Genomic DNA, 21,729 nt, shown 5'->3' on the forward strand with positions numbered 1-21,729 from the left:
GAACGGTGGGGGGTCTTCAGCCGGACCCGGCCAAGCGGGCGAGTCCGTCGCGGTCGCGCACCCGCAGGCGGCGGTAACTGGTGTCGATCAGGGCGAGCCGCCGCAGCTCCGCGAGGGCCTTGTGCACGGCGGGTTCGGAGGCGCCGATGATTCCGGCAAGCTCGGGCTGGGTCAGCGAGACGGTGATCTCGTACCCTTGCGGGACGGGGCGGCTGTAGGACGAGAGCAGTTCCAGAAGGACGCGCGCAAGACGCCCCTTGACGTCATGTCCGCCGAAGTCGACGCGTCTTCGTGTCGCCCAGCGGAGCTTGTTCACCATGGCGGTGCTCACGATCACCGCGACATCCGCGTTCGCGGTGAGGAAGTCGCGGAACTCCTTTCCCCCTATGCGCCGCGCCACGACGGCGCCGGCCGCCGTGGCCGTGGCGATCCGCGGGGCGCCGTCCAGCGCCGCGAACTCGCCGATGAGGTCGCCCCCGACGCGAATGGCCAGAAGCGCCGCCTTCCCGGTGCCGGTGCTGGCCGTGATCTTCACGCACCCGTCCAGCAGGAGCAGCACATCGACGGTCCGGTCGCCCTCCACCAGGAGGTTCTCGCCCGCGCCGTACTGCCGCAGCGTGCCGAGTCCCAGTAGCCGCGCCCGGAGCCGGGGATCGATGCGGTCGAGCATGCTCCCCGCCGGCCAGGCGCCACCACGAGGGGTCCCCGTGGGCTCCCTGGCCTGTGATGGTCTCGCCATGGACACCTGCGCCTCCGCGATCGCCGTCGTCCGTTCCATTCATCGGCGGCGCGAACATCTCCGAGTGCCGATGCCCCATCCCGAACGGAGATCTTCATGCTACTCGGAAATCATGTGTCATCTATAGAAAAGAGAAAACTATTCAGCATAGAGCGATGTGAGTGGCTATTCATGTTTAGTGGGCGAAAGCTGGAGATGTTTATGTCTATGTTCGGACTTAACTAGAAATGTCCTGATTGATGCTTGGTGGTGTTCCTGGTCAGCTCGGCGGACGGGTGGGCGCGGGAGTGCCGGGCCGCCGCTCGTGAGCATTGGCAAGCAGGGTCAGCACGTGGGCGGTCACGTCCGCCAGGAGGGTCGAGGGGATGATGGGCGCCGCCGCGAGCGCGGAGAACAGGCTCGGCAGGCCGGGGAGCGGGAAGCCGTCGTCCCGGGTGGCCTCGTGGCCGACGTCGTTCTTGTCCAGATAGGACCGGCTGCGCGCCCAGGCGTCCAGCACCTCCTCCGGCGACGGGACGCCGAACCCGTGGCCGACGGGCGCCGCGTGGCGCAGCCGGATCAGCGGGGTCTCGGCGAACGTGAGCGCCACCTTGGAGCGCAGCGACAGGCTCTCGCGGGCCTGCGCGGGGATCCAGTGCATGGCCGTGCACGGTTTGCGGCACTTGGCGACGCAGGTGGCCATGGCGCCGGAGAGCTGGCTGTGCTGCCGGTCGAAGTACGCCCGCCAGCCCTCGCCCGGCTCCTGGGCGACGCGCAGCGTGCGCTCGGCGGCGGACTTCTCGGGCTTGGTGTGGTCGCAGTCGCGGTCGCCGATCACGCCGAACCGGCTGCCCGCCGCCCGCAGGCCCTCCGGCCAGCGCGCGGGGTCGCCCGAGTGGCCGAGCACCGGCTCGAAGGCGAGCAGCGGCAGGTACTCACTGGCGATGTGGAGCGCCGACACCACCGAGCTGAGCTCGCGCCGCTGCCAGCGGACCTGGATGACCTCCAGCAGCAGCCCGTAGGCGGGCCTGAGCGAGGACAGCGCCCCGCGCGGCTGCTCGCGCGGGGTCTGGGGCATGTGACACTCGCGCGCGCGGCGCCGGAGCGCGCTCGGAACGGCCTTCGCGTCGACCTCGGCGGCGAAGTCCTCGGCATCAAGGGTGAGCAGGCGCTGACCGAACTCGCACAGCGCGGGGATCATGCCGGGCTCCGGCATCACCAGGGGGGCGAGGGCGCCGAGGTCGCCGAAGGCGTACCGCCGGGCGAGCGCGGTGAGCAGATCGAGGGGGGCCGGGGGGTAGAGAAGGCCATGGGGCGCGTCCACCCGGACACCCTCTCACGCCACCGGTGACCTTCCGTCCAAGCGGGCGGCGGCCGTGCGGGCCAGCTCGACGAGCGCGGCAGGCGGCGGCGGCCCGGCAGGGGAGTGCACGTGGATGGCGAAGGTGCCCTCGGCGGTGCGCGCGGCGACGACGCCCGGGTACAGCATCGCCGCGCCGCCCACGCCGGGGACCTCGCGTCCTTCGACGCGGGTCAGCAGGTGCCCGAGCACCATCAGGTAACCGCCGCGCGCGCCGGCGGACGCGTGCACGTCCACGGTCACCGGCGTGCCGCCGGTCGTCCGGTAGCGGCAGGACCGCACGGCGAGCCAGGCCGGGGTGGGAAGCGCCTCGGAGTACGGCCCGGCCGCGCCCACCTCGATGCCGAGGGCACGCCGCAGGTCGGCCGGGGTGACCAGGGCGGCGGGGCCGTCGCGTTCCTCCTTCGGGGCGCGGAGGGGCACCTCGCCGAGGTTCTCCGGGGCGTCGAGCAAGCGCTCGCCGGTGTCCTCGTACGACGGGGCGGCGCGATGCCGGGAGCGCTCGACGACCTCGATCTCGTGAATCCAACCCAGCCGTCGCGCGATGCGGGCCCTGACCCTGTCGCCCTCGGCCAGCGGGCGCCAGCGCGCCTCGCCGATGCCGAGCGCCTTGACCTCGCGCCGCCGCCCGTCGTCGAGCGCGACCCAGTAGGCGTATGTGGGGTTGTCGCTCCCGCCGACCTGGAAGGCCCGCAGCCGGACGATCTGGCCCTCGACCTCGGTCCTGGTGGTCAGATCGGCGAGGGCCAAGGTGATGGGGACGGCGGCCGCGACCGCTCCGCCGAGGTAGGCGACGGGCATGACGAACGCGGCGGGCCAGTCGAGCGTGGCCTTGGCGACGATGCCGAACAGCCAGAGCCAGAACCCCACCGCGAGCCCGGCGACGAGGCCGCCGAACATCACCGGCATCGGCGGGCGTCCCCACAGGATGCGCCGGGGATAGCGCACGTCGACCACGTGCCACATGCCGCCGTAGTCGGACCAGGCGCGCCTGTCGTCGGCGGGGACGCTGATCGGCAGGCTGGTCACGGCGCGCCCGGCCAGGCCCAGGGCGGCGGCGTAGGCCATGTGCCTGCCCCAGATGGTCACGGCGGCGGCCGGGCGGTCGGCGAACCCGCCCGTCGCCAGGTGCTCGCGCACGCCCATCCACCGGCCCGCCGCCCTGGCGCCCTCCGCCGTGCCGCGCTCGCCGTTGATCTTGCCCATCAGCGCGCTCAGCACCGCGAGGCCGAGGAACGCGGCGCCGAAGCCGGCGCCCTCGTGGTCGGCGTCCGCCGTCGCGCTCACGGCCACGCCCAGCGCGCCGGCGGGCACCAGCGCGGCGACGGTGAGCACGAGCGCGTGGGCGCGGCTCCACCGCGGCCGTGACAGGCCCTTCTCGCGGGCCTCGGCGATGACCTTCTTGCGGAAGCTCTTCCACCAGTGGCCGACGTCCCTGGCGCCCTCGGCCAGGGCCCCGGTGGCCACCACCCCGTCGGTGGCGAGCGACGCCACGTGGTCCAGGACGAGCTTCTCGTACGGCGCGAGCGGGGCGCTGGGCGTGCGCAGCCGTACCAGCGACAGCTCAGGACCGATCTCCTCGATCTGCACCGCGCCCCTGGCCGCCAGGTCGAGCAGCGTGGCCGAGGCGGCCTCGTCGCACAGGCGCCAGTCGCCGGTGATCAGGTCCACCAGGGCGGGGGACTCATCGCCCAGCTCGCTGGTGGGCGGCGCCGGGTCGACGGCCGGATTGCGGGTGGTGAAGGACAGCACGGCCAGCAGGACCAGCCACAGTCCGAGGGCGGCGGCCGCGGCGAGGAAGTAGACCATCGGACGGCGGGCGTCAGAAACGGACCTGGACCGGCCCGCGCTCCTCTTCGGGCGCCTGGAAATACTCGCGCGCCTGGAAGCCGGTCATGCCCGCCACGATGTTCGCCGGGACCGTCTGGATGCCGTTGTTGTAGGTCAGGACGGCGTCGTTGTAGTACTGCCGCGAGTAGGCGATGCGGTTCTCACTGGTGGCCAGCTCGTCCTGCAGCGCGGCGAAGTTCTGGTTCGCCTTGAGGTCGGGGTAGGCCTCCGACAGGGCGAAGAGGTTCTTCAACGCGCCCGACAGAAGGTTCTCGGCGGACGCCTGGTCGTGCGGGCCCTGGGCCGAGACGGCCTGCCGGCGGGCCGCGATCACGGCCTCCAGGGTGCCGCGCTCGTGGGCCGCGTACCCCTTGACGGTCTCGACGAGGTTCGGGATCAGATCGTGGCGGCGCTTGAGCTGCACCTCGATCTGGGCCCAGGCGTTGTCCACCGCGCCCCGCTTGCGGACCAGCCCGTTGTAGGTCATGACGACGAGGAACAGCAGCAGAAGAGCGAGGACGCCGACGACGGCGAGAGCGATCAAGGGGGCCTCCCGGCTTACGGTGACAGCGCGCACAGTAGACCGGCCATGGCCGGCTGTAAACGGTCGCTGCCTGTTGCTTCGCCCCATGTCACCGCGGAACGCTTGCAATGGGCTTACAGCGCGCTGGGCGGGCCGGCCCGGGCCGGAAAGGCGAGCGGCCCGCCTGATGTCCAACCGGACTTGGACATCAGGCGGGCCGGGCTTCGAGGAGGGGGTGCCTCGGGCGAGAGGCCCGCCGGTGCGGCGGGCCTGGGGTGTGAGGGGCGGCTCAGGCGGCCGAGGAGTCCTTCGCGCGGGCGCGAAGCGCCCGGCTGATGGAGTCGGCGCCCTCCAGCAGCAGGCGGCGCAGCGCCGGCACCGGCTGGGAGGAGGAGATGTAGTCCTGCGTCCTCGCCACCGTCTCGGGCTCGATGAGCAGCACCGGGTAGCAACCGGTGGCGAACCGCTGGGCGCTGTCGGAGGGCCAGCTCTTGTAGATGCGGCCGACCTCCTGGAAGAACCGCTCGCCGTAGGGCTGGAGCAGCTCGACGTGGCGGGGGTCCATGAACCCGACGAGCGTGGCGCGCAGCACCGCGCCGCTCAGCGAGCCGCTGGTGATCGAGGCCCACGCGTCGGCCTTGCCCTCGGTGGTCGGGATCGCCGCCTGGCACTGCGCCGCCGACTGCTCGCCCCTGGCCGACGGGTCGCGCCGCAGCTCGGCCGCGATGTCGTCGCCGGACAGCACGCCGCCCGACGCCAGCGCGTGCGTCAGCGTCCAGCGCAGGTCGGCGTCCACGGTCAGGCCTTCGAGGATCGACGTGCCGTCGAGGATGCCCTTGACGAAGGCGAGGTCCTCGGTCGAGGTGGCGACGGCGGTGAAGGCGTTGAGATAGGCCAGCTGGTGGTCGGAGCCGGGTTCGGCCGAGTCGATCAGGCGGCGCAGGGCCGAGGACAGCTCGGCCAGGCCGGCGTCCCGCCACGCCGGGTCGGCGTACTGCTGGACGGCCAGCCGCGCCTGGCGCAGCACGGTCTGCAGGACGGTGATGTCGGCGATCGCGTGGACGTTGGAGGTGACCATGCGGACGTAGTCGCGCGTGGCCATCTCGGCGTCCCGGGTCATGTCCCAGGCCGCCGACCAGCTGAGCGCGCGCGGCAGCGAGTCGGCGAAGCCGGCGAGGCCACCGTCGACCAGCGTGCGCATCGAACGCTCGTCCAGGCGGATCTTGGCGTACGTCAGGTCGTCGTCGTTGATCAGGACCAGGTCGGGCTGGGCCTCGCCGACCAGCTCGGACACGGCCGTGCGGGCGCCGACGACGTCGAGCTCCACCCGCTTGACCCGCGTGAGCGAGCCGTCGACCCGGGAATACAGGCCGATGGCGACGCGGTGCGAGCGCAGCGTCGGGTAGTCGGCCGGAGCCTCCTGGAGCACGTCGAAGGTCAGGAAGCGGCCCTCGGCGTCCACCGTGAACGACGGGCGGAGCGTGTTGACCCAGGCGGTCTCCAACCATTCTTTCGACCAGGAGGACAGATCGCGGCCGGAGGTGCGTTCGAGGGCCGAGAGCAGGTCTTTCAGCTCGGTGTTCCCCCAGGCGTGCTCGTCGAAGTAGTCGCGCACGCCCGCGAGGAAGTTGTCGAGCCCGACGTAGGACACCAGCTGCTTGAGCACCGCGGCGCCCTTGGCGTAGGTGATGCCGTCGAAGTTGACCTCGACCGCCTGCATGTCGGGGATGTCGGCGGAGATCGGGTGGGTGGAGGGCAGCTGGTCCTGGCGGTAGGCCCAGGACTTCTCCACGTTGGCGAAGGTCGTCCACGACGCCTGGCCCCAGCGGGTGGCCTCCGCCTGGCACAGCACCGACATGTAGGTGGCGAAGGACTCGTTCAGCCACAGGTCGTCCCACCAGCGCATGGTGACCAGGTCGCCGAACCACATGTGCGCCATCTCGTGCAGGATCGTCTCGGCGCGGCGCTCCACCATGGCGTCGGTGACGCGGGAGCGGAAGATGTAGTCCTCCAGGAAGGTCACCGCGCCGGCGTTCTCCATGGCCCCGGCGTTGAACTCGGGCACGAACACCTGGTCGTACTTGCCGAACGGGTAACGGGTGCCGAAGACGCGATGGTAGAAGTCGAAGCCCTGCTTGGTGACCTCGAAGATGTTGCCGGCGTCCAGGTGCTCGGCCAGGGAGGCGCGGCAGAAGACGCCGAGCGGGATGCCGTCGTGCTCGTCGCGGACCACGGCGTACGGCCCGGCGATGAGGGCGGTGATGTAGGTCGACATCACCGGGGTCGGCGGGAAGTGCCAGCGCTTGGCGCGCTGGAGCGTGCCGTGGCGGCCGCTGTGCTCCTCCAGCTCCTCGACGGAGTCGGGCGCGCCGTTGGAGATGATCTCCCAGTCGAACGGCGCCAGCACCCCGAGTTCGAAGGTCGCCTTGAGGTCGGGCTGGTCGAAGCAGGCGTACATGCGGTGCGCGTCGGCGGTCTCGAACTGCGAGTGCAGGTAGACCTTCTGGTCGAGCGGGTCGACGAAGCGGGTGAGGCCCTCGCCGGTGCGCATGTAGGTGCAGTCGGCGTCGACGAGCAGCTCGTTGTCGGCGGCCAGGCCTGGCAGGGGCAGGCGGCCGGTCTCGAGGTCGTAGGTGGTCACGTCGAGTTCGGCGCCGTTCAGGACGGCCTTGCGGATCTTCGCCTCGGCCAGCTCGATGAACGTCGTCGCGCCGGGTTCGGCGCAGGAGAATCGGACCGTGGTGACGCTTTCGAAGCGCTCGTCGCCCTCGGTGAGGTCGAGTTCGACCGAGTAGGATCGCACTTCAAGCAGACGAGCCCTTACCCGGGCTTCGTCACGGGTCAGATTGCCTGCCACATCCGCTCCTCATCACGACCTCCCCCCGCCCCTTCGCGAGAGGGATGCATGAATCCTGCCACGTCGGGCGCGGCGATGCGGCACCGGATGCGCGCGACGGGGCACCCGGGACGAAATGATTTCCCGCACGGGCGTAGGGATTAGGGGAATAGGCGGGGTCGGGCCGGAGCTGCGAGGAGTATCGGACTCCCCTCACGAACATGATCAGGAAGCTGCCCATGACTGAACGAACCCCGGTCGATTTCTGGTTCGACCCCAAGTGCCCCTGGGCCTGGATGGCCTCACGCTGGCTGCTGGAAGTGCAGAAGGTGCGGCCCGTCGAGCCGCGCTGGCACATCATGAGCCTTTTCGTGCTGAACCAGGACAAGGACATCTCCGCCGAGTACCGCGAGATGCTCAGGGACGCCATGGCGCCGGTCCGCGTCGTGCAGGCCGCCGCCGAGAAGTACGGCGAACGCGTCGTCGGCGACCTCTACACCGAGATCGGCGTCCGCATCCACAACGAGCGCCGCCTCAAGCCGCGCGAAGGCGAAGAGGGCTTCGACGCGGTCGCCGCCCTGCGCGCGGTGCTCGCCGACGCTCTGGAGGCCGCCGGCCTCGACCGCGAGCTCGTGGCCGCCGCCGACTCCACCGAGTTCGACGAGGCCGTGCGCCGGTCGCACGAGGAGGGGATCTCTCTGGTCGGGCAGGAGGTCGGCACCCCGGTCATCTCCGTCGAAGGAGTCGCCTTCTTCGGCCCGGTGGTCACTCCCGCCCCCAAGGGCGAGGCGGCCGCCAAGCTGTGGGACGGCGTGCTGCTGGTCGCGGGCACCGACGGCTTCTACGAACTGAAGCGCTCGCGCACTCGCCAGCCGATCTTCGACTGATGGCCTGAGCCGCGGGCCGATCGTGATCGGACATGTGCGGAGGGTTGCGTGGCGCTGACAACCATGGTCAACTCGATCCGTTCTCCTTACCTGACCGTAATGTGAGTTGGGATGGCGGCCGGATGGTGGCGACCGCGCGGCACCATCGTGACGAGAGTCGTGAGGGCGGGGCGGTGCGCGTCCACCGCCCGGCGGCTCGACCGCCCGCCGAGCAGACCGCGCACAAGGATCGAGGGGTATGCGTCACCTTTACGTGCAAGGAGCCTGGGTTTCCTCCTCGTCGGGTGAGGGCATCGACGTGGTCGATCCGTCGACCGAACAGGTCATCGACCGGGTGCCCGCAGGCTCTCCGGGTGACGTCGACCGCGCCGTCGCAGCGGCCCGCGCCGCGTTCCCGTCGTGGTCGGGCGCGGCGCCGGCCGACCGCGGCAAGATCCTCAAAGCGGCGGCCGGCCTGCTCAAAGACCGTGCCGAGCAGATGGCGCGCACCATCGCCACCGACATGGGCTCGCCGTACGCGTTCGCGCTCAAGGTGCAGACGCTGATGCCCGCCGCGGTGCTCGCCGACCACGCGCGACTGGCGGAGGAGCGGGGCGAGACCGAGACCCGTGTCGGCAACTCGCTGATCCTGCGCGAGCCGGTCGGCGTCGTCGGCGCGATCACCCCGTGGAACTACCCGCTGCACCAGGTGGTCTGCAAGGTGGCGCCCGCGCTCGCGGCCGGCTGCACGGTCGTGCTCAAGCCGAGCGAGGTGGCCCCGCTGGCCGCCTACGCCTTCGCCGAGATCCTGCACGACGCCGGCCTGCCCGCCGGGGTGTTCAACATGGTCAGCGGCCCAGGGCCGGTCGTGGGCGAGGCGATCGCCTCCCACACGGACGTCGACATGGTGTCCTTCACCGGCTCCACCCGGGCCGGCAGGCGCGTCGCGGCCCTGGCCTCCCACACGGTGAAGCGGGTCGCGCTGGAGCTCGGCGGCAAGTCGGCCAACGTGATCCTGCCCGGCGCCGACCTGGCGACCGCCGTGAAGCTCGGGGTGGCGGGCGCGTTCGTCAACTCCGGCCAGACCTGCTCGGCCCTGACCCGCATGCTCGTGCACCGCGACGAGTACGACGGGGCGGTCGCCCAGGCGGCGGCCCTCGCCGGCACTTACACCCTCGGCGGTCCGTTCGACGAGGGCACCCGTCTCGGGCCGCTCGTGTCGGCCGCCCAGCGCGACCGCGTGGTCCACTACCTCAACCGAGGGCAGGAGGAGGGCGCGCGCCTGGTCGCGGGCGGCGGCGACCGGCCGCTCGAACGCGGCTTTTACGTCGAGCCGACCGTTTTCGCCGGCGTGGCGCCGGGCATGGTCATCGAGCAGGAGGAGATCTTCGGCCCCGTGCTCTCGCTCATCCCCTACACCTCCGTCGACGAGGCCGTGGACATCGCCAACGGCACGCCCTACGGGCTGTCCGGCGCGGTGTGGGCGGCGACGCAGGAGGAGGCCGTGGCCGTGGCGCGCAGGCTGCGCACCGGCCAGGTGGCGATCAACGGCGGCCGGTTCAACATCTCGGCCCCGTTCGGCGGCTTCAAGCAGTCCGGCGTCGGCCGGGAGCTCGGCGAGTTCGGCCTGGAAGAGTACCTCGAGGTCAAATCGCTGCAGTTGTAGCGAAGAAGGGCGGTGGGGGTGAAGCCGTCAGTACGTCCGGTGCGCCGGATCGGCGCGTTCGAGATGGCGCTGGCGCTCGGTGGGTTGCTGCTCGTCCTGCTCGCCGTCCAGAACGCGAGCCCCGCCTTCGCCGCGCTGCGCGGCGACGGCGTTCCCGGCACCTTCACCGCCCGGCGACTCGACTGCATCCAGCATCCGGGTCACGAGCAGTGCGTGTGGGTCGGCACGTTCCGCTCGCGCGACGGCGGGGACGTGCGGCAGGACATCGGGTTCTACGGCAGTGAGCGCGGCACCTTCACGCCCGGCGCGACCTCGCCGGCCTTCGACACCGGGCGGCGCGGCCACGTGTACGGTCCCGGAGGCTCCAACGAGTGGGTCGTCGTCGCGGCCCTGTTCCTGGCAGGCCTGGGCCTGGTCGCCCGCCCTCTGCTGTGGCTGGCCCGCCTGCCGCGCGCTCGGCGCCGCGCCCGGCAGCACTCTTAGGGCGCGCGCAGCAAGATCTCGCGGGCGGCGTTCTTCGGCAGGCGGTCGACGTAGATGACCCCGTCGAGGTGGTCGAACTCGTGCTGGAAGCAGCGCGCCAGCAGACCTCGCGCCTTGACGCGCACCGGCCGCCCGAGCCGGTCGAACCCGCGAACGGTGACCCCCGCCGCCCGCGGTGTGCGCGCGTACAGGGGCTTGCCGGTGTCGCGGCCGGGAACCGACAGGCACCCTTCCTCGTCCAGCACCTCCTCGGCGTCGTCGATGACGAGCTCGGGGTTGACGACGTGGCCCTTGCGCCCGCTGGCGTCGTACACGAAGAGCCTCTTGGACACCCCGATCTGCGGCGCGGCCAGGCCGACGCCGTCGGCGGCGTACATGGCCTCCATCATCTCGTCGATCAGCCGCCGAAGATCGCGGTCGAAGGACGTGACCGGCTCGCCGGGGGTGCGCAGGACGGGGTCCCCGATCACGCGGATCTCTCGCATCAAGCTCTCCTGTAAGGGGTCATCTGGCCAACCGCCTATTACTGTAACGGAATCGCCGCCGATGGGGGCCGGTCATCCGCATACGGCGCGGCCCGATGGACCCGGGAGAAGGCGGGCTGCGACAATGGGGCACGTGCGCGTCTACATCGCCGCCGATCACGCCGGCTACGAACTCAAGAACCACCTCGTCTCCTGGCTGAAGGAGCACGGTCACGACGTCGTCGACGACGGGCCGTTCGTCTACGACGCCGAGGACGACTATCCGGCGTTCGTGCTGCGTGCCGCCGAGGGCGTGGCCGGCGACCCGGGCGCGTTCGGCATCGTGATCGGCGGTTCCGGCAACGGCGAGCAGATCGCCGCGAACAAGGTGCGCGGCGTGCGCGCGGCGCTGGCCTGGAGCGAGCAGACCGCCTCGCTCTCGCGGCAGCACAACGACGCCAACGTCATCAGCCTGGGCGCCCGCATGCACTCCCTCGAAGAGGCCACCCGCTTCGTCGAGGTCTTCCTGAGCACGTCGTTCTCCGGCGAGCAGCGCCACCAGCGCCGCATCGACCAGATCACGGCGTACGTGGACACGGGCGAGACGCCGCCCCTGCCCGGCCGCTGAGAACGGCTAGCCGTCTTTGCGGCGGCGGGGCTCGGGTTTGCGCGCGGGCTCGCTCCTGCGCGGAGCCTCGGTCTTGCGGGGCATCTCGTCACGAAGGGGCCGCCGGTCGGCGGCCTCCTGCTGGCCGGTCGAGGGACGCGAGACGTCGCGCGCCCGCATCGCGGTGATCGCGGTGATCTGCAAGCTCTGCAGTGCCATGGGCAAAGCCTAGATCAGCTCCGCGGGAAAGCCAGGGGCGTTTCTCGTCACGCGCCCCCGGCTCGTGTCTCCCGCGCCCCCGGCCGGTGTCTCCCACGCGTTCGCCGCCCTCGCCGTCCGCCTTTCGCCGCCCTGGGCCGTTCGCCGTCCGTCGCGCCCGTCTTCAGCCGCGTCTGGGGACGGACGGTCAGAAGATCAGACCGCCCCACGGTGCGACGTCCCAGGCCATCGCGGCCGACAGGGCGCGCAGCGCACCGGGGCGGCGCTCGCGGACGAGGCCCGCGGCCTCGTAGGAGCCGAGCGTCCGCCCGCCCAGATAGGCCGCCCCGAGCACGCTCACCGGCAGCTCCACGTCGGCGGGGTCCTCCGTGCGGGCACAGGTGGCGCCCGTGGTGTCGGCCGACAGCCGCCAGCGGCCCTCGTTCCAGGGGCACACCGCGTCCCGGACGTCGAGCACCACGTCCACCGGCGCGGCGTACGCGCGGGCGGTCAGGGCCCTGTCGACGTCCACCACCCGGACCCACATCTCGTCCAGATGGCCGGCGGTGAGCAGGCGGGGTTCGGCGAGCAGGTGCATGATCGGGTCGTCGACCGGGCGGTTGGCGGCGTACACCCGCGAGCACAGGTCGCGATCGAGGACATGGCGCCACAGCAGGGCGTAGGCCGCGGGGTCCAGGCCGAACAGGTCGAAGATCCGCAGCTCGCCGTCGGGCAGGTCATGGCCGGTGAACCCCGACTTGACGCGGAACAGGGCGTACCCCCGCGGCCCCGTGTCGTCCTCGGCGATGACACAGCGGAACGCGCTCGCCCCGCGCCGGTAGTCGGGATCGTCCGCCATCACCAGGTCCCACTTGGCGACGTTGCGCGCGTACAGCCCCGGGCGGGTGAGCCGCACGGCGTCGAAGACCTTCTCAAGATCGCCCCGGGCCTTGGCGGCGGGCCTGACGACGCGCAACCGCAGCGCGGGGTCGCTGGGCGCGTGCGGGGCGAAGCCGGTGCCGCGCGTGGGGATGGTGAAGGTCAGGTTGTCGGTGGCCCTGCCGTACCCGTACCGCCCGTAGATGGCGGCCTCGGAGGCGTACAGCGCCGCGACCGGCTCTCCATCCTCGTGCAGGCCCGTGAGCTGGCGGCGCATCAGCGAGGACAGCACCCCCCGGCGCCGGTGGGAGGGCAGCACGGCGACGGCCGTCACGCCGCAGACCGGCTTGGGGCCGCCGGGGACGGTCATCGTGAAAGTCAGCCCTGCGGTGACCCCGACCAACTGGTCGCCGTCGTAGGCCCCGAGCGACCGGTCGAACTCCATGACCGACCGGAACCCCTCGGCGCGGGCGGGAGTGTTGTCGTCGGAGAACGCCTCTTCGTCCACGAATAGCCAGGCGGGCCATTCCGCCTCGGCGATGGGGCGGATGACCATGCCGGGCCGAGCGCTTGGGTCGCTGTTCACCTGGCCAAGGTTATGACCGGGCAAACCGGATCGGCCACCTAATATCCCCGTTTAATGATCAAGGTCTTGGTCAAGTCGGCTGCCCAAACGGCAGATGGGCAGATAGAGTCGAGCGCATCATGACTTCCCGTCCGGCGCCGCTGATCCCCCCGCGGCTCCGTGCGATCTTGGTACGCATCCCGATGCTGGTGCGGATCGTGCGGTTCCTGCGCAGGGGGCCGTTGGCGCGCGACCGGAACCTGCTCATCACGTTGAGCGTCTCCACCCTTGTGCTGGGCGCGCTCGCCGCCAGGGTCTCCACCGAGTGGTTCTCGCCGAGCCTGTTCATCCTGGTCACCCTGGTCGGCGGCCTGCAGCTTCGCCTGCGCAGCCTGGCCGTCCTGGTGAGCGCCGTGGCCGTCGCCCTCGCCTACATCGCCGTCATGCTCGGCGTGCGCTCGGTCGGCCCGGGGCTGGTGGTGACCATCGGGTTCACGACGGTGCTGGCCTCCCTCATGGCGCGCACCCGCGGCAAGCTCGGCGTCCAGGGCCTGCGCGGCGACGTGATGCTGCTGGAGCTCAGAGACCGGCTGAAGCGCCAGGGGGAGCTGCCGCCGCTGCCGTCCAAAGAGTGGGGCTCCCGCGTGGTGCTCAAGCAGGCCGGCGGCTCGTCCTTCGGCGGCGACTTCCTGGTCTCCATGCGCCACGGGAACATCCTTGAGGTCGCGCTGGTCGACGTGTCGGGCAAGGGTGTCGACGCCGGCACGCGCGCCCTGATGCTCTCGGGCACCTTTGGCGGGCTGCTCGGCTCGGTCGAGTCCTTCCTGCCCGCCTGCAACGCCTACCTGCATCGCCAGCCCGAGGGCGAGGGCTTCGTCACCGCCGTCCACCTGCGGCTCGACCTGTCGACGGGCGCCTACCAGATCACCTCGGCCGGGCACCCGCCGGTGGTCAAGTTCGACGCGGGCACGGGCACCTGGCAGGTGTCGGCCGCCAAGGGCGTCGTCCTGGGCGTCGTCCCCGATCTGCACTGCGAGCCCGACAGCGGCGTGCTGCGCAAAGGCGACGCGCTGATGCTCTACACCGACGGCCTGATCGAGCAGCCGGGGCGCGACATCGACTCCGGGCTCGACCGGCTGCTGGGCGAGGCCGAGCGCCTGGTGCCCTCGGGGTTCCACGACGGCGCCCGGCCCCTGGTCAACTCCATGTCGGCCGGGCACAACGACGACTGCGCTCTGATCCTCATCTGGCGGCCGTAGACGCGTGAGGCTCCGGGCCTCAGAGGGGCCTCAGAGGGCCTCAGAGCCATCCGGTCTCCGCCGCGATGCGCACCGCGTCGGCGCGATTGCGCGCTCCGGTCTTGCAGATGATGCGCGACAGGTGGTTTCGGACCGTTCCCACAGAGAGATAGAGCTTGGCGGCGATCTCCTTCGAGGACGCCCCTTGGGCGGCGATGCGCAGGACATCCTGTTCACGAGGAGTGAGAGGGTTGTCGGCCGACGTGAGGGCCGCGATGGCCAGGTCGGAGTCGACGGCCTTGCGGCCCGCGGCGACGCGGCGGATGCCGTCCGCGAGGTGCTCGGGCGCCACGTTGGTGCTCAGGAAGCCGAGCGCGTGCGCGGCGAAGGCCCGGCGCACCTGCCCGGGGTTCGGGCGGGCCGACAGCAGGACCACCTTGCAGCGGGGGGCCTTCTGGTGCAGGCGCGCGGCCGCGGTGAGCCCGTCGACGTCGGGCAGATCCACGTCGATCACCGCTACGTCCGGCGTGAGTTCCATGGCCGCCGGCACGATGTATTCACCGGAGGCGACGTCGGCGATCACCATGAGATCCTTCTCGCCGTTCAGCGAGGCCACGAGGCCTCTGCGGACGAGAGGAAGGTGTTCGGCGACCAGGATCCGTATCAAGGTGCTCCCTTGGGCTTGGGAACAGATCCGGCAAATTATGCTTCGCCGACTCATATCCCACGGTGTCTACACGATTGCTTACCGTCAATGCAGTCTCCCGATTCGCTCCACGGCGCGCAAGTCACTCCTACGCTTGGTCGTAGTGTGTTGTTTTCGGGGAGCGGCCGAAGTCCTCGCGCGTTCGGTTACGCTCGGAAGGGGCAATCCAAACACAAGGCATCTTCTCCGCAGGTGGGGGTAGCACCTATGAGCTGGCTCGTAGTGGCCGGGTTTCTCATCTTCTTCGTCGGGATGGCCTTGTCCATTGCCCTCCACGAGTTGGGCCATCTGGTGCCCGCCAAGCTCTACGGCGTCAAGGTCACGCAGTACATGGTCGGCTTCGGGCCCACCTTGTGGTCGCGCCGCCGCGGCGATACCGAATACGGACTGAAGTGGATTCCGCTGGGCGGCTACATCCGTATGATCGGCCCGCTGCCTCCCAAACCCACGGACGACCCGAACAAACTGCGCAACATGTCCACCGGCCCGTGGCAGGGGCTCATCGAGACCGCCCGGCAGGCGTCGCTGGAGGAGGTCAAGCCCGGCGACGCCGACCGGGTTCTGTACCGCAAGCTGTGGTGGCAGAAGGTCATCATCTTCTCCGGCGGCCCGGCCATGAACTTCCTGCTCGCCTTCGTGCTGTTCGCCGTCGTGCTGATGGGCTTCGGCATCTCGGTGGCCAAACCCGTCGTCGGCGAGGTCTCCAAGTGCGTCGTCACCGTGGCCGAGCAGCAGAAGGGCAAGGGCTGCACCCCGGCGCACCGCCCCACCCCCGCCGCGCTCGCAGGCCTGCGGGTCAACGACAAGATCGTGTCCTTCGGCGGCAAGCCCGTGAACTCCTGGGACGACGCCACTGTGCTGATCCGCTCCCACGGCCCCGGCCCGGTCGCCATCGGCATCGAGCGCGACGGCAGGCCGATGACGCTGAACACCGCCCTCATCGGGCAGGACCGCCCCTCCCTCGACGACCCCACCAAGCTGGACAAGAACGTCGGGTTCCTCGGCGTCAGCCCCGTCTTCGTCGTGGAGAGGCAGAGTCCCGCCTACGTCGTCGGCTTCATGTGGGATCTGATCAAGCGCACCGCCTCAGCCCTCGCTCACATGCCGCAGAAGCTCGTCGGCGTCTGGCAGGCGGCGTTCGGCGGCGCCGAGCGCGCCCTGGACAGCCCGCAGAGCGTCGTCGGCGCCGGGCGCCTGGGCGGTCAGATCGCCGCCTCGGCCATCCCGCTGGAGAACAAGGTCGCCGGGTTCATCCAGCTCCTGGCCGGGTTCAACCTCGCGGTCGGCATGTTCAACCTGATCCCGCTGCTGCCGCTGGACGGCGGCCAGATCGCCGGCGGCCTCTGGGAGGGCGTCAAGCGCGGGTACGCCCGGGTGCGCCGCCGTCCGACGCCGGGTCACGTGGACATCGCCAAGCTGCTGCCGCTGACGTACGCGATGGCGATCGTCCTGGTGGTCATGGGCACCCTGCTCATCTACGCCGACATCGTCAACCCCATCCGCCTGCCCGGCTGACCGTCCCGGCCGCTCGTCGCGGCGGGCGGAGGGTCACGGAAGTCGCACCTCCAGGCGTGTACCGCAGTGGAACTTTCACTCCGAGCGGCCGGCCGGCCGCTCGGGCGGACCCTCGGCTCCGACGCCTCGACCGGCGTGCATCGCGTTCAGACGGTCGCCCCACCAGGGCGAACGGCATCTTCACGGGTGGCGAACAGCAGACCAGATGCTATAAGGGTGACGAACAGCAGACCAGATGCCATTCGCCACCCTTCTAGTACATCGAGATGTGCACGTGGTCGAAGTGGTTGGCCGTGACGCCGCCACGGTTCTCCATCGCCCGCCAGCCGGGGAAGCCGAGGTTGTAGATCCGCTGCCGGTAGATCACGTACTTCACGCCCAGCTTGCCGCCGTTCTTGATGGCCCAGGCGGCGACCTGCTCGCCCAGCGCGGCGCCGGCGGCCGAGGGCAACGCCCCGCCGGAGCTGAGCATGAAGTCGCACGCCCGGCCCAGCGGGTGCTCCCCGCTGTCCTCGGCGCGGTAGCAGCCGACGGGGAAGTGCAACGGGAAGTGACTCTTGACCTCGGCGCGCATCAGCCGGGTCCGGGGGGTGATGTTGTCGCCGCCGGTGGGCAGTTCGGGGGCCCAGGTGCCGTTCGCCCGCTTGCCGGGGGCGACGGGGACGAGCCGGTCCAGTTTGTCCTTGATCTCGGCGATCAGCTTCTCGGCGTCCTTGCGCTGCGCGGTCACCTCGATGACGTCGTCGCCCAGGCGGTCGGTGAGCGAGGCCGCGTCGTCGGCGGCCTTCTTACGGGCGTCGCGCGCCGCCGTGTACCGGCCGATCTTCGCGGTCTGCTCGGCCTGCAACTGCTCGAGCATCGCGGCGCCGCCGAAGCCGGGGGACAGGAGCTCCCGCATCATGCCGAGGCCGCTGCCCGCCTGGTAGCGAAGCTGGGCGATGTCGCCGACCTGACCCTCTGACGCGGTGAGCTCGCTCTCGGCGGTCTTCAGCCGCTCGCGCGCCGTCTTCTCGTCCGCCTTGGCCTTGGCGACCGCGACGCGCTTGGCGTTGTAGGCGGAGATCAGTTTGTCGACCCGCTTGCCGAGCGAGGCCAGCTGCGCCTTGAGCTGTTTCTCGGTGGGTTTGGGGGCGGCGTTCCCCGCCGTGGACGGGCCGAGCACGAGAGCGGCCATGATCAGAGCGCAGACGGCCACGGAACCGTGGCGACCGTAGGTCGGGGGCAGAGCCCACTCCTCTCCATCTGCCGACCGGGTTAGCTGACGGGTTCGGGCCGGAGATGCCCTACCACATGCGTGGATTCACCCCAAGGAACCGATGGGTCCCCGGTTCCCAGGCGGGGCACCTGGGATTAGGCGGACCGGCCGTTACGGTCGGTGTTTGAAGGATGGTAGTGGTAGATCCGTATTTATGGCGACCCGGCGGCCCACGTGCGCGAAGTCACGGTTGTGAGCGCAGCATCCGGGCGGCCTCCTCGGGCAGCACGTCGTTGACGAAGGCCCCCATCGCCGACTCCGACCCGGCCAGATACTTCAGCTTCTGCGCCGCCCGCCGGATGCTGAAGAGCTGCAGATGCAGGTAGGCCAGGTCGCGCCCGGTGCGCACCGGCGCCTGGTGCCAGGCCGCGACATACGGCATCTTGACCCCGAACAGGCCGTCCAGCCGCCGCAGCACGTCGGTGTACAGCGGGCCGAAGGCCGCGCGTTCATCGGCGTCCAGCTCGCGCAGGTCCGCGGCCTTGCGGTTGAGATAGACGTGCACCTCGAACGGCCATCGCGCCGCCACGGGGACGAACGCCGTCCAGTGCTCGTTCGACGCGACGACGCGCGTCTCGGCCTTGCGCTCGGCGGCGAGCACGTCCGCGAACAGATCGCCACCCGTGCGCTCCCTGTAGCGAGCGGCCGAGTCCAGCATCTGCCGCGTGCGCGGCGTCACGTACGGATAGGCGTAGATCTGGCCGTGCGGGTGGGCGAGCGTGATGCCGATCTCCGCGCCGCGGTTCTCGAAGGGGAACACCTGCTCCACACCGGGCAGGCGAGAGAGGTGCTCGGTGCGGTCGGCCAGCGCCAGCAGCACCAGATCGACCTGCTCGGGCGAGAGCCGCGAGAAGGAGGAGTCGTGGTCCGCGGTGAAGCACACCACCTCGGTGCGGCCGACGCCGGGCCGCACCTCGCTCAGGCCACCCATGTCCTCGTAGTGGCCGAGGTTGAAGCTGAAGGACGGGAAGCGGTTCTCGAACACCGCGACGTCGTAGTCCGAGGCGGGGATCTCGGTCGGACGGCCCGGCCGGGAGGGACACAGAGGGCACTCGTCGGCGGGCGGCAGGAACGTGCGGGTCTGCCGGTGCCCGGCGATCGCGATCCACTCGTCCATCACCGGGTCGTACCGCAGCTCCGAGGCCGTGGGACGCGGGGGCAGCTCCCGGGTGTCGGCCGCGCCGCGGTCGGCGTCGTCGCGGCGGTCGAAGTAGACGAGCTCCCGCCCGTCGGCGAGCTGTGTGACGGTCCGCTTCACCGGGCCACCTCCTGTCCGGCGGCCGTCCGGGCCGCCCGTTCCGTTCCGGCGGCCCGCGCCGCTTCTTCTGTTCCGGCGGCCCGCGCCGCTGGTTCTGTTCCGTCGACGGATCGCGCCGCGTGCGTCGTCGCAGCGGCGGACACCGCCGCCCGTCCCGCTCGTATGGGGTCATGCGCCGCGGCGGCCGCCGTCTGGAGCGTCGTCACGGCCGGGTCGGCCAGGATCAGCGCGCCGGCCTGGTCCGACAGCGCCGATCGCGCCTCCTCGGGCAGGCCGGTGTCGCTGATCACCACGTGGGCCTCCTCCAGGCCGGCGATCCTGCTGATGCCGACGGTGCCCCACTTGGTGTGATCGGCCAGGACGACGAGCTGCTGCGCCGCCGCGACCAGCTCGCGGTCGGTCTCCGCCTCCAGGATGTTGGGCGTGGTGAACCCCGCCCTGACGTTCATGCCGTGCACGCCGAGCATCAGCGTGTCGACGTTGAGCGCGCGGATGGCCGACACGGCGACCGGGCCCACCAGAGCGTCCGACGGCGTGCGCAGCCCTCCGGTGAGCACGACGGTCTGGTCGGCACGCCCCGCCCGGTGGAAGACGTCGGCGACGTGCACGGAGTTGGTGATGACCGTCAGGTGCGGGACGTCGGCGAGGTGGTGGGCGAGGGTCCAGGTCGTCGTGCCCGCCGACAGCGCGACCGAGCTGCCCGGGCGCACCAGTTCGGCGGCCCGGCGGGCGATGGCCTCCTTCTCGGCCTGCTGGCGCACCGACTTGGCCGCGAAGCCCGGCTCCTCTGTCGACCCGGCGCCGGTGGCGGTCGCGCCGCCGTGCACCTTGTCGACCAGCCCGCGCTCGGCCAGGGTTTCAAGGTCGCGGCGGATCGTCATGTCCGACACTCCGAGCTCGCGCACCAGGTCGGCGACCCGCACCGCGCCGTTCCTGCGCACGCGCTCGAGGATCGCCTGCTGCCGTTGCTGAGCCAGCATCCCCTCACCTCTCCACCAGATTCCATCAAAATACTACATATTCTCACCCTGATGGTGTTGGAACATGGGGGAGTGGCCGGCTGAGCCACGAGGTCGCGGGGCGGGTGAAACCCATGGTGTCTCATCGACGTTTGGGCCTTGTACCGGCCCCGGCGCGGATGCATGGTGGGAGCACGATCCGTATCCCGTGGGAGGCCGAGATGGCGAGACGCGCGCGCAAGAGCCGGGCCCGTAAGAAGAGGAAGGCCAACCACGGCAAGCGGCCCGTCTCCCGCTGACCGCTGACCGCTGACCGCTGACCTCTGATCCTTGACCGGCTGACCCGGCCGCCGGCCCGGCCTCAGCCTTCGCGAGCCTTCGCGGGGCCGCCGCCGAGGGGCGTCACAAGAGGCGCAGGGTGTCCTCTATCGCCCGGTGGAAGGTCGGATAGGCGTAGACCATGCTCGCGAGCCCGTCGATCGGCACCCGCGCGTGCACGGCCAGCGTCAGCAGGCCGAGCACCTCACCGCCGGCCGGGCCCGCGACGGTCGCCCCGACCAGGAAACGGTCGTCGGCCACCAGCTTGACCAGCCCCTCGGCCCGGTGGATCCAGCCCCGCGCCGAGGAGGACAGCGAGGTGACGGCCGTGCGCACGGCGATGCCGCGCTCGCGCGCCTGCCGTTCGGTCAACCCCACCGCGCCCACCTCGGGGTCGGTGAAGGTCACCCGCGGCACCGCCCGGTAGTCCGCCGCGGGCGCCCGCTCGCCCAGGATGTCGGCGAGCGCGATGCGCGCCTGGTACATGGCGACGTGGGTGAAGGCGCCCTTGCCCGTCACGTCGCCGAGCGCCCACACGCCCTCGGCGGCCCGCATGCGCTCGTCCACCTCGATCGCGTGCGCCGACTCGTCCAGCCCGACGGCGCCCACGCCGATCGCCGCGAGGTCGGAGCGCCGCCCGGTGGCGACCAGCAGCCGCTCGGCCCGGTGGCTGCCGTCCTCGGTCATCACGGTGAAGGCGGCGCCGTGGTGGTCCACCCGGGTCACCTGGGTGTCCGTGCGGACCGTCATCCCCTCATCGGAGAAGATCCTGGCGACCAGCTCGCCGACCTCGGGTTCCTCGGGCGGCAGCAGGTGGCCGGCGACCTCGAGGACGGTGACCTCGGCGCCGAAACGGCGGAACACCTGGGCGAGCTCGACGCCGACCGTGCCGCCGCCGATGACGACGAGCGACTCGGGCGCCCGCTCGGCCTCGATCGCCTCGCGGTTGGTCCAGTACGGGGTGCCGCCGAGCCCGGCGATCGCCGGCACGGCCGGCTGCGAGCCGGTGGAGACGACGATGCCGCGGCGGGCGCGGAGCACGCGCCTGCCGTCGACCGTGACCTCGCCGGGGGCGGTGATGCGACCGCGGCCCCGCACGAGGGTGCCGCCCTTGTCGTGGAAGCGGTCGGCGGCGACCTTGTCGTCCCAGTTGTCGGTGGCCTCCTCGCGGATCCGCCGGGCCACGGGCGCCCAGTCGGGGACCACGGTCGCCTCGCCCGCCATGGACGGTATGCGCCTGCCCTCGGCGAGCAGATCGGCCGCGCGGACCATCATCTTGGACGGGACGCACCCCCAGTAAGGGCACTCGCCGCCCACCAGGCGCGCCTCGACACCGGCGACGGCCAGCCCGGCCTCGGCGAGACGCCCCGCGACCTCCTCGCCGCCCGGCCCGAGCCCAAGGACGACGACGTCGAACTCTTCCGCTTCCCCAGCCATGGCCTTCCCCTGCCCCGTCCCCTCCCGCCGACACGGACCCCACCAAGA

At 71.1% G+C, this 21,729-nt stretch carries 19 protein-coding genes, 1 pseudogene and 1 riboswitch; of the genes and pseudogenes, 7 read left to right on the plus strand and 13 right to left on the minus strand.

Annotated elements, in window-relative coordinates; translation table 11 throughout:
* Positions 1-16 precede the first annotated feature (16 nt).
* The 5 genes from ACFO60_RS25220 to pepN form a co-directional block, all read right to left on the minus strand.
* Positions 17-739, minus strand: coding sequence for a Crp/Fnr family transcriptional regulator (locus tag ACFO60_RS25220; RefSeq protein ID WP_380844143.1), 723 nt, complete (start codon positions 737-739; stop codon positions 17-19).
* Positions 740-998: 259 nt separating this feature from the next.
* A complete protein-coding gene (locus ACFO60_RS25225; protein ID WP_380844145.1) occupies positions 999-2,042 on the minus strand; it encodes a hypothetical protein in 1,044 nt (347 codons plus the stop codon).
* 12 nt (positions 2,043-2,054) lie between these two features.
* Positions 2,055-3,887 carry a DUF2207 family protein gene (locus ACFO60_RS25230; protein WP_380844147.1) on the minus strand — a complete coding sequence of 611 codons (1,833 nt, stop codon included), beginning with the start codon at positions 3,885-3,887 and terminating at the stop codon, positions 2,055-2,057.
* A 13-nt stretch (positions 3,888-3,900) separates the two neighbouring features.
* On the minus strand, positions 3,901-4,452 hold the full coding sequence (locus tag ACFO60_RS25235; RefSeq protein ID WP_380844149.1) for a LemA family protein: 552 nt from the start codon (positions 4,450-4,452) through the stop codon (positions 3,901-3,903).
* Positions 4,453-4,720: 268 nt separating this feature from the next.
* Entirely contained in the window at positions 4,721-7,288 is a 2,568-nt protein-coding gene (gene pepN, locus ACFO60_RS25240; RefSeq protein ID WP_380844151.1) for an aminopeptidase N, read from the minus strand.
* 218 nt (positions 7,289-7,506) lie between these two features.
* Between pepN and ACFO60_RS25245 the strand changes: the two genes are divergently transcribed.
* The 3 genes from ACFO60_RS25245 to ACFO60_RS25255 all read left to right on the plus strand — a co-directional run bounded on the left by ACFO60_RS25245 (position 7,507) and on the right by ACFO60_RS25255 (position 10,282).
* On the plus strand, positions 7,507-8,154 hold the full coding sequence (locus ACFO60_RS25245; RefSeq protein ID WP_380844153.1) for a mycothiol-dependent nitroreductase Rv2466c family protein: 648 nt from the start codon (positions 7,507-7,509) through the stop codon (positions 8,152-8,154).
* 238 nt (positions 8,155-8,392) lie between these two features.
* Positions 8,393-9,799: an aldehyde dehydrogenase family protein gene (locus ACFO60_RS25250; protein ID WP_380844155.1), complete on the plus strand. Its 1,407-nt coding sequence runs from the start codon at positions 8,393-8,395 to the stop codon at positions 9,797-9,799.
* 18 nt (positions 9,800-9,817) lie between these two features.
* Positions 9,818-10,282 carry a hypothetical protein gene (locus ACFO60_RS25255; protein WP_380844157.1) on the plus strand — a complete coding sequence of 155 codons (465 nt, stop codon included), beginning with the start codon at positions 9,818-9,820 and terminating at the stop codon, positions 10,280-10,282.
* Here ACFO60_RS25255 and def read toward each other — a convergent pair.
* Entirely contained in the window at positions 10,279-10,767 is a 489-nt protein-coding gene (def, locus tag ACFO60_RS25260) for a peptide deformylase (protein WP_380844159.1), read from the minus strand. The genes ACFO60_RS25255 and def overlap by 4 nt on opposite strands.
* Before the next feature lie 133 nt (positions 10,768-10,900).
* On the opposite strand from def, the gene ACFO60_RS25265 reads away from it, so the two are divergent.
* Positions 10,901-11,374 carry a ribose-5-phosphate isomerase gene (locus tag ACFO60_RS25265; protein WP_380844161.1) on the plus strand — a complete coding sequence of 158 codons (474 nt, stop codon included), beginning with the start codon at positions 10,901-10,903 and terminating at the stop codon, positions 11,372-11,374.
* A 6-nt stretch (positions 11,375-11,380) separates the two neighbouring features.
* Here the strand turns inward: ACFO60_RS25265 and ACFO60_RS25270 are convergent, their stop codons facing one another.
* Both ACFO60_RS25270 and ACFO60_RS25275 read right to left on the minus strand, forming a co-directional pair.
* Entirely contained in the window at positions 11,381-11,572 is a 192-nt protein-coding gene (locus ACFO60_RS25270) for a hypothetical protein (protein WP_380844163.1), read from the minus strand.
* 187 nt (positions 11,573-11,759) lie between these two features.
* A complete protein-coding gene (locus ACFO60_RS25275) occupies positions 11,760-13,016 on the minus strand; it encodes a GNAT family N-acetyltransferase (protein WP_380844165.1) in 1,257 nt (418 codons plus the stop codon).
* A gap of 119 nt (positions 13,017-13,135) precedes the next feature.
* Here ACFO60_RS25275 and ACFO60_RS25280 point away from each other — a divergent pair, with 119 nt between their 5' ends.
* Positions 13,136-14,254, plus strand: coding sequence for a PP2C family protein-serine/threonine phosphatase (locus tag ACFO60_RS25280; RefSeq protein WP_380844167.1), 1,119 nt, complete (start codon positions 13,136-13,138; stop codon positions 14,252-14,254).
* A 40-nt stretch (positions 14,255-14,294) separates the two neighbouring features.
* On the opposite strand, the gene ACFO60_RS25285 is transcribed toward ACFO60_RS25280, so the two are convergent.
* Positions 14,295-14,900: a response regulator gene (locus ACFO60_RS25285; protein ID WP_380844169.1), complete on the minus strand. Its 606-nt coding sequence runs from the start codon at positions 14,898-14,900 to the stop codon at positions 14,295-14,297.
* 246 nt (positions 14,901-15,146) lie between these two features.
* On the opposite strand from ACFO60_RS25285, the gene ACFO60_RS25290 reads away from it, so the two are divergent.
* Positions 15,147-16,454, plus strand: a complete 1,308-nt coding sequence (locus ACFO60_RS25290; RefSeq protein WP_380844171.1) for a M50 family metallopeptidase — start codon at positions 15,147-15,149, stop codon at positions 16,452-16,454.
* Between the two features lie 253 nt (positions 16,455-16,707).
* Here ACFO60_RS25290 and ACFO60_RS25295 read toward each other — a convergent pair whose 3' ends face one another.
* The 3 genes and pseudogenes from ACFO60_RS25295 to ACFO60_RS25305 all read right to left on the minus strand — a co-directional run.
* Complete coding sequence (locus ACFO60_RS25295; RefSeq protein WP_380844173.1) at positions 16,708-17,628, minus strand: coiled-coil domain-containing protein; 921 nt, start codon at positions 17,626-17,628, stop codon at positions 16,708-16,710.
* Positions 17,629-17,683: 55 nt separating this feature from the next.
* A riboswitch (cyclic di-AMP (ydaO/yuaA leader) is annotated at positions 17,684-17,821 on the minus strand.
* Between the two features lie 72 nt (positions 17,822-17,893).
* The gene (gene galT / locus ACFO60_RS25300) at positions 17,894-18,967 is read right to left on the minus strand and encodes a galactose-1-phosphate uridylyltransferase (protein WP_380844175.1); all 1,074 of its coding nucleotides are present in this window, start codon (positions 18,965-18,967) and stop codon (positions 17,894-17,896) included.
* Between the two features lie 212 nt (positions 18,968-19,179).
* Positions 19,180-19,947 (minus strand): annotated as a pseudogene (locus ACFO60_RS25305) (DeoR/GlpR family DNA-binding transcription regulator); the annotation flags it as partial.
* Positions 19,948-20,147: 200 nt separating this feature from the next.
* Here ACFO60_RS25305 and ACFO60_RS25310 point away from each other — a divergent pair.
* A complete protein-coding gene (locus ACFO60_RS25310) occupies positions 20,148-20,225 on the plus strand; it encodes a 50S ribosomal protein bL37 (RefSeq protein ID WP_380832349.1) in 78 nt (25 codons plus the stop codon).
* Between the two features lie 103 nt (positions 20,226-20,328).
* Here the strand turns inward: ACFO60_RS25310 and ACFO60_RS25315 are convergent, their stop codons facing one another.
* Positions 20,329-21,681, minus strand: coding sequence for a dihydrolipoyl dehydrogenase family protein (locus ACFO60_RS25315; protein WP_380844177.1), 1,353 nt, complete (start codon positions 21,679-21,681; stop codon positions 20,329-20,331).
* Positions 21,682-21,729 lie beyond the last annotated feature (48 nt).

The sequence above is a fragment of the Sphaerisporangium dianthi genome (assembly GCF_042654065.1).
In the GTDB taxonomy this organism is placed as follows: Bacteria; Actinomycetota; Actinomycetes; order Streptosporangiales; family Streptosporangiaceae; genus Sphaerisporangium; species Sphaerisporangium dianthi.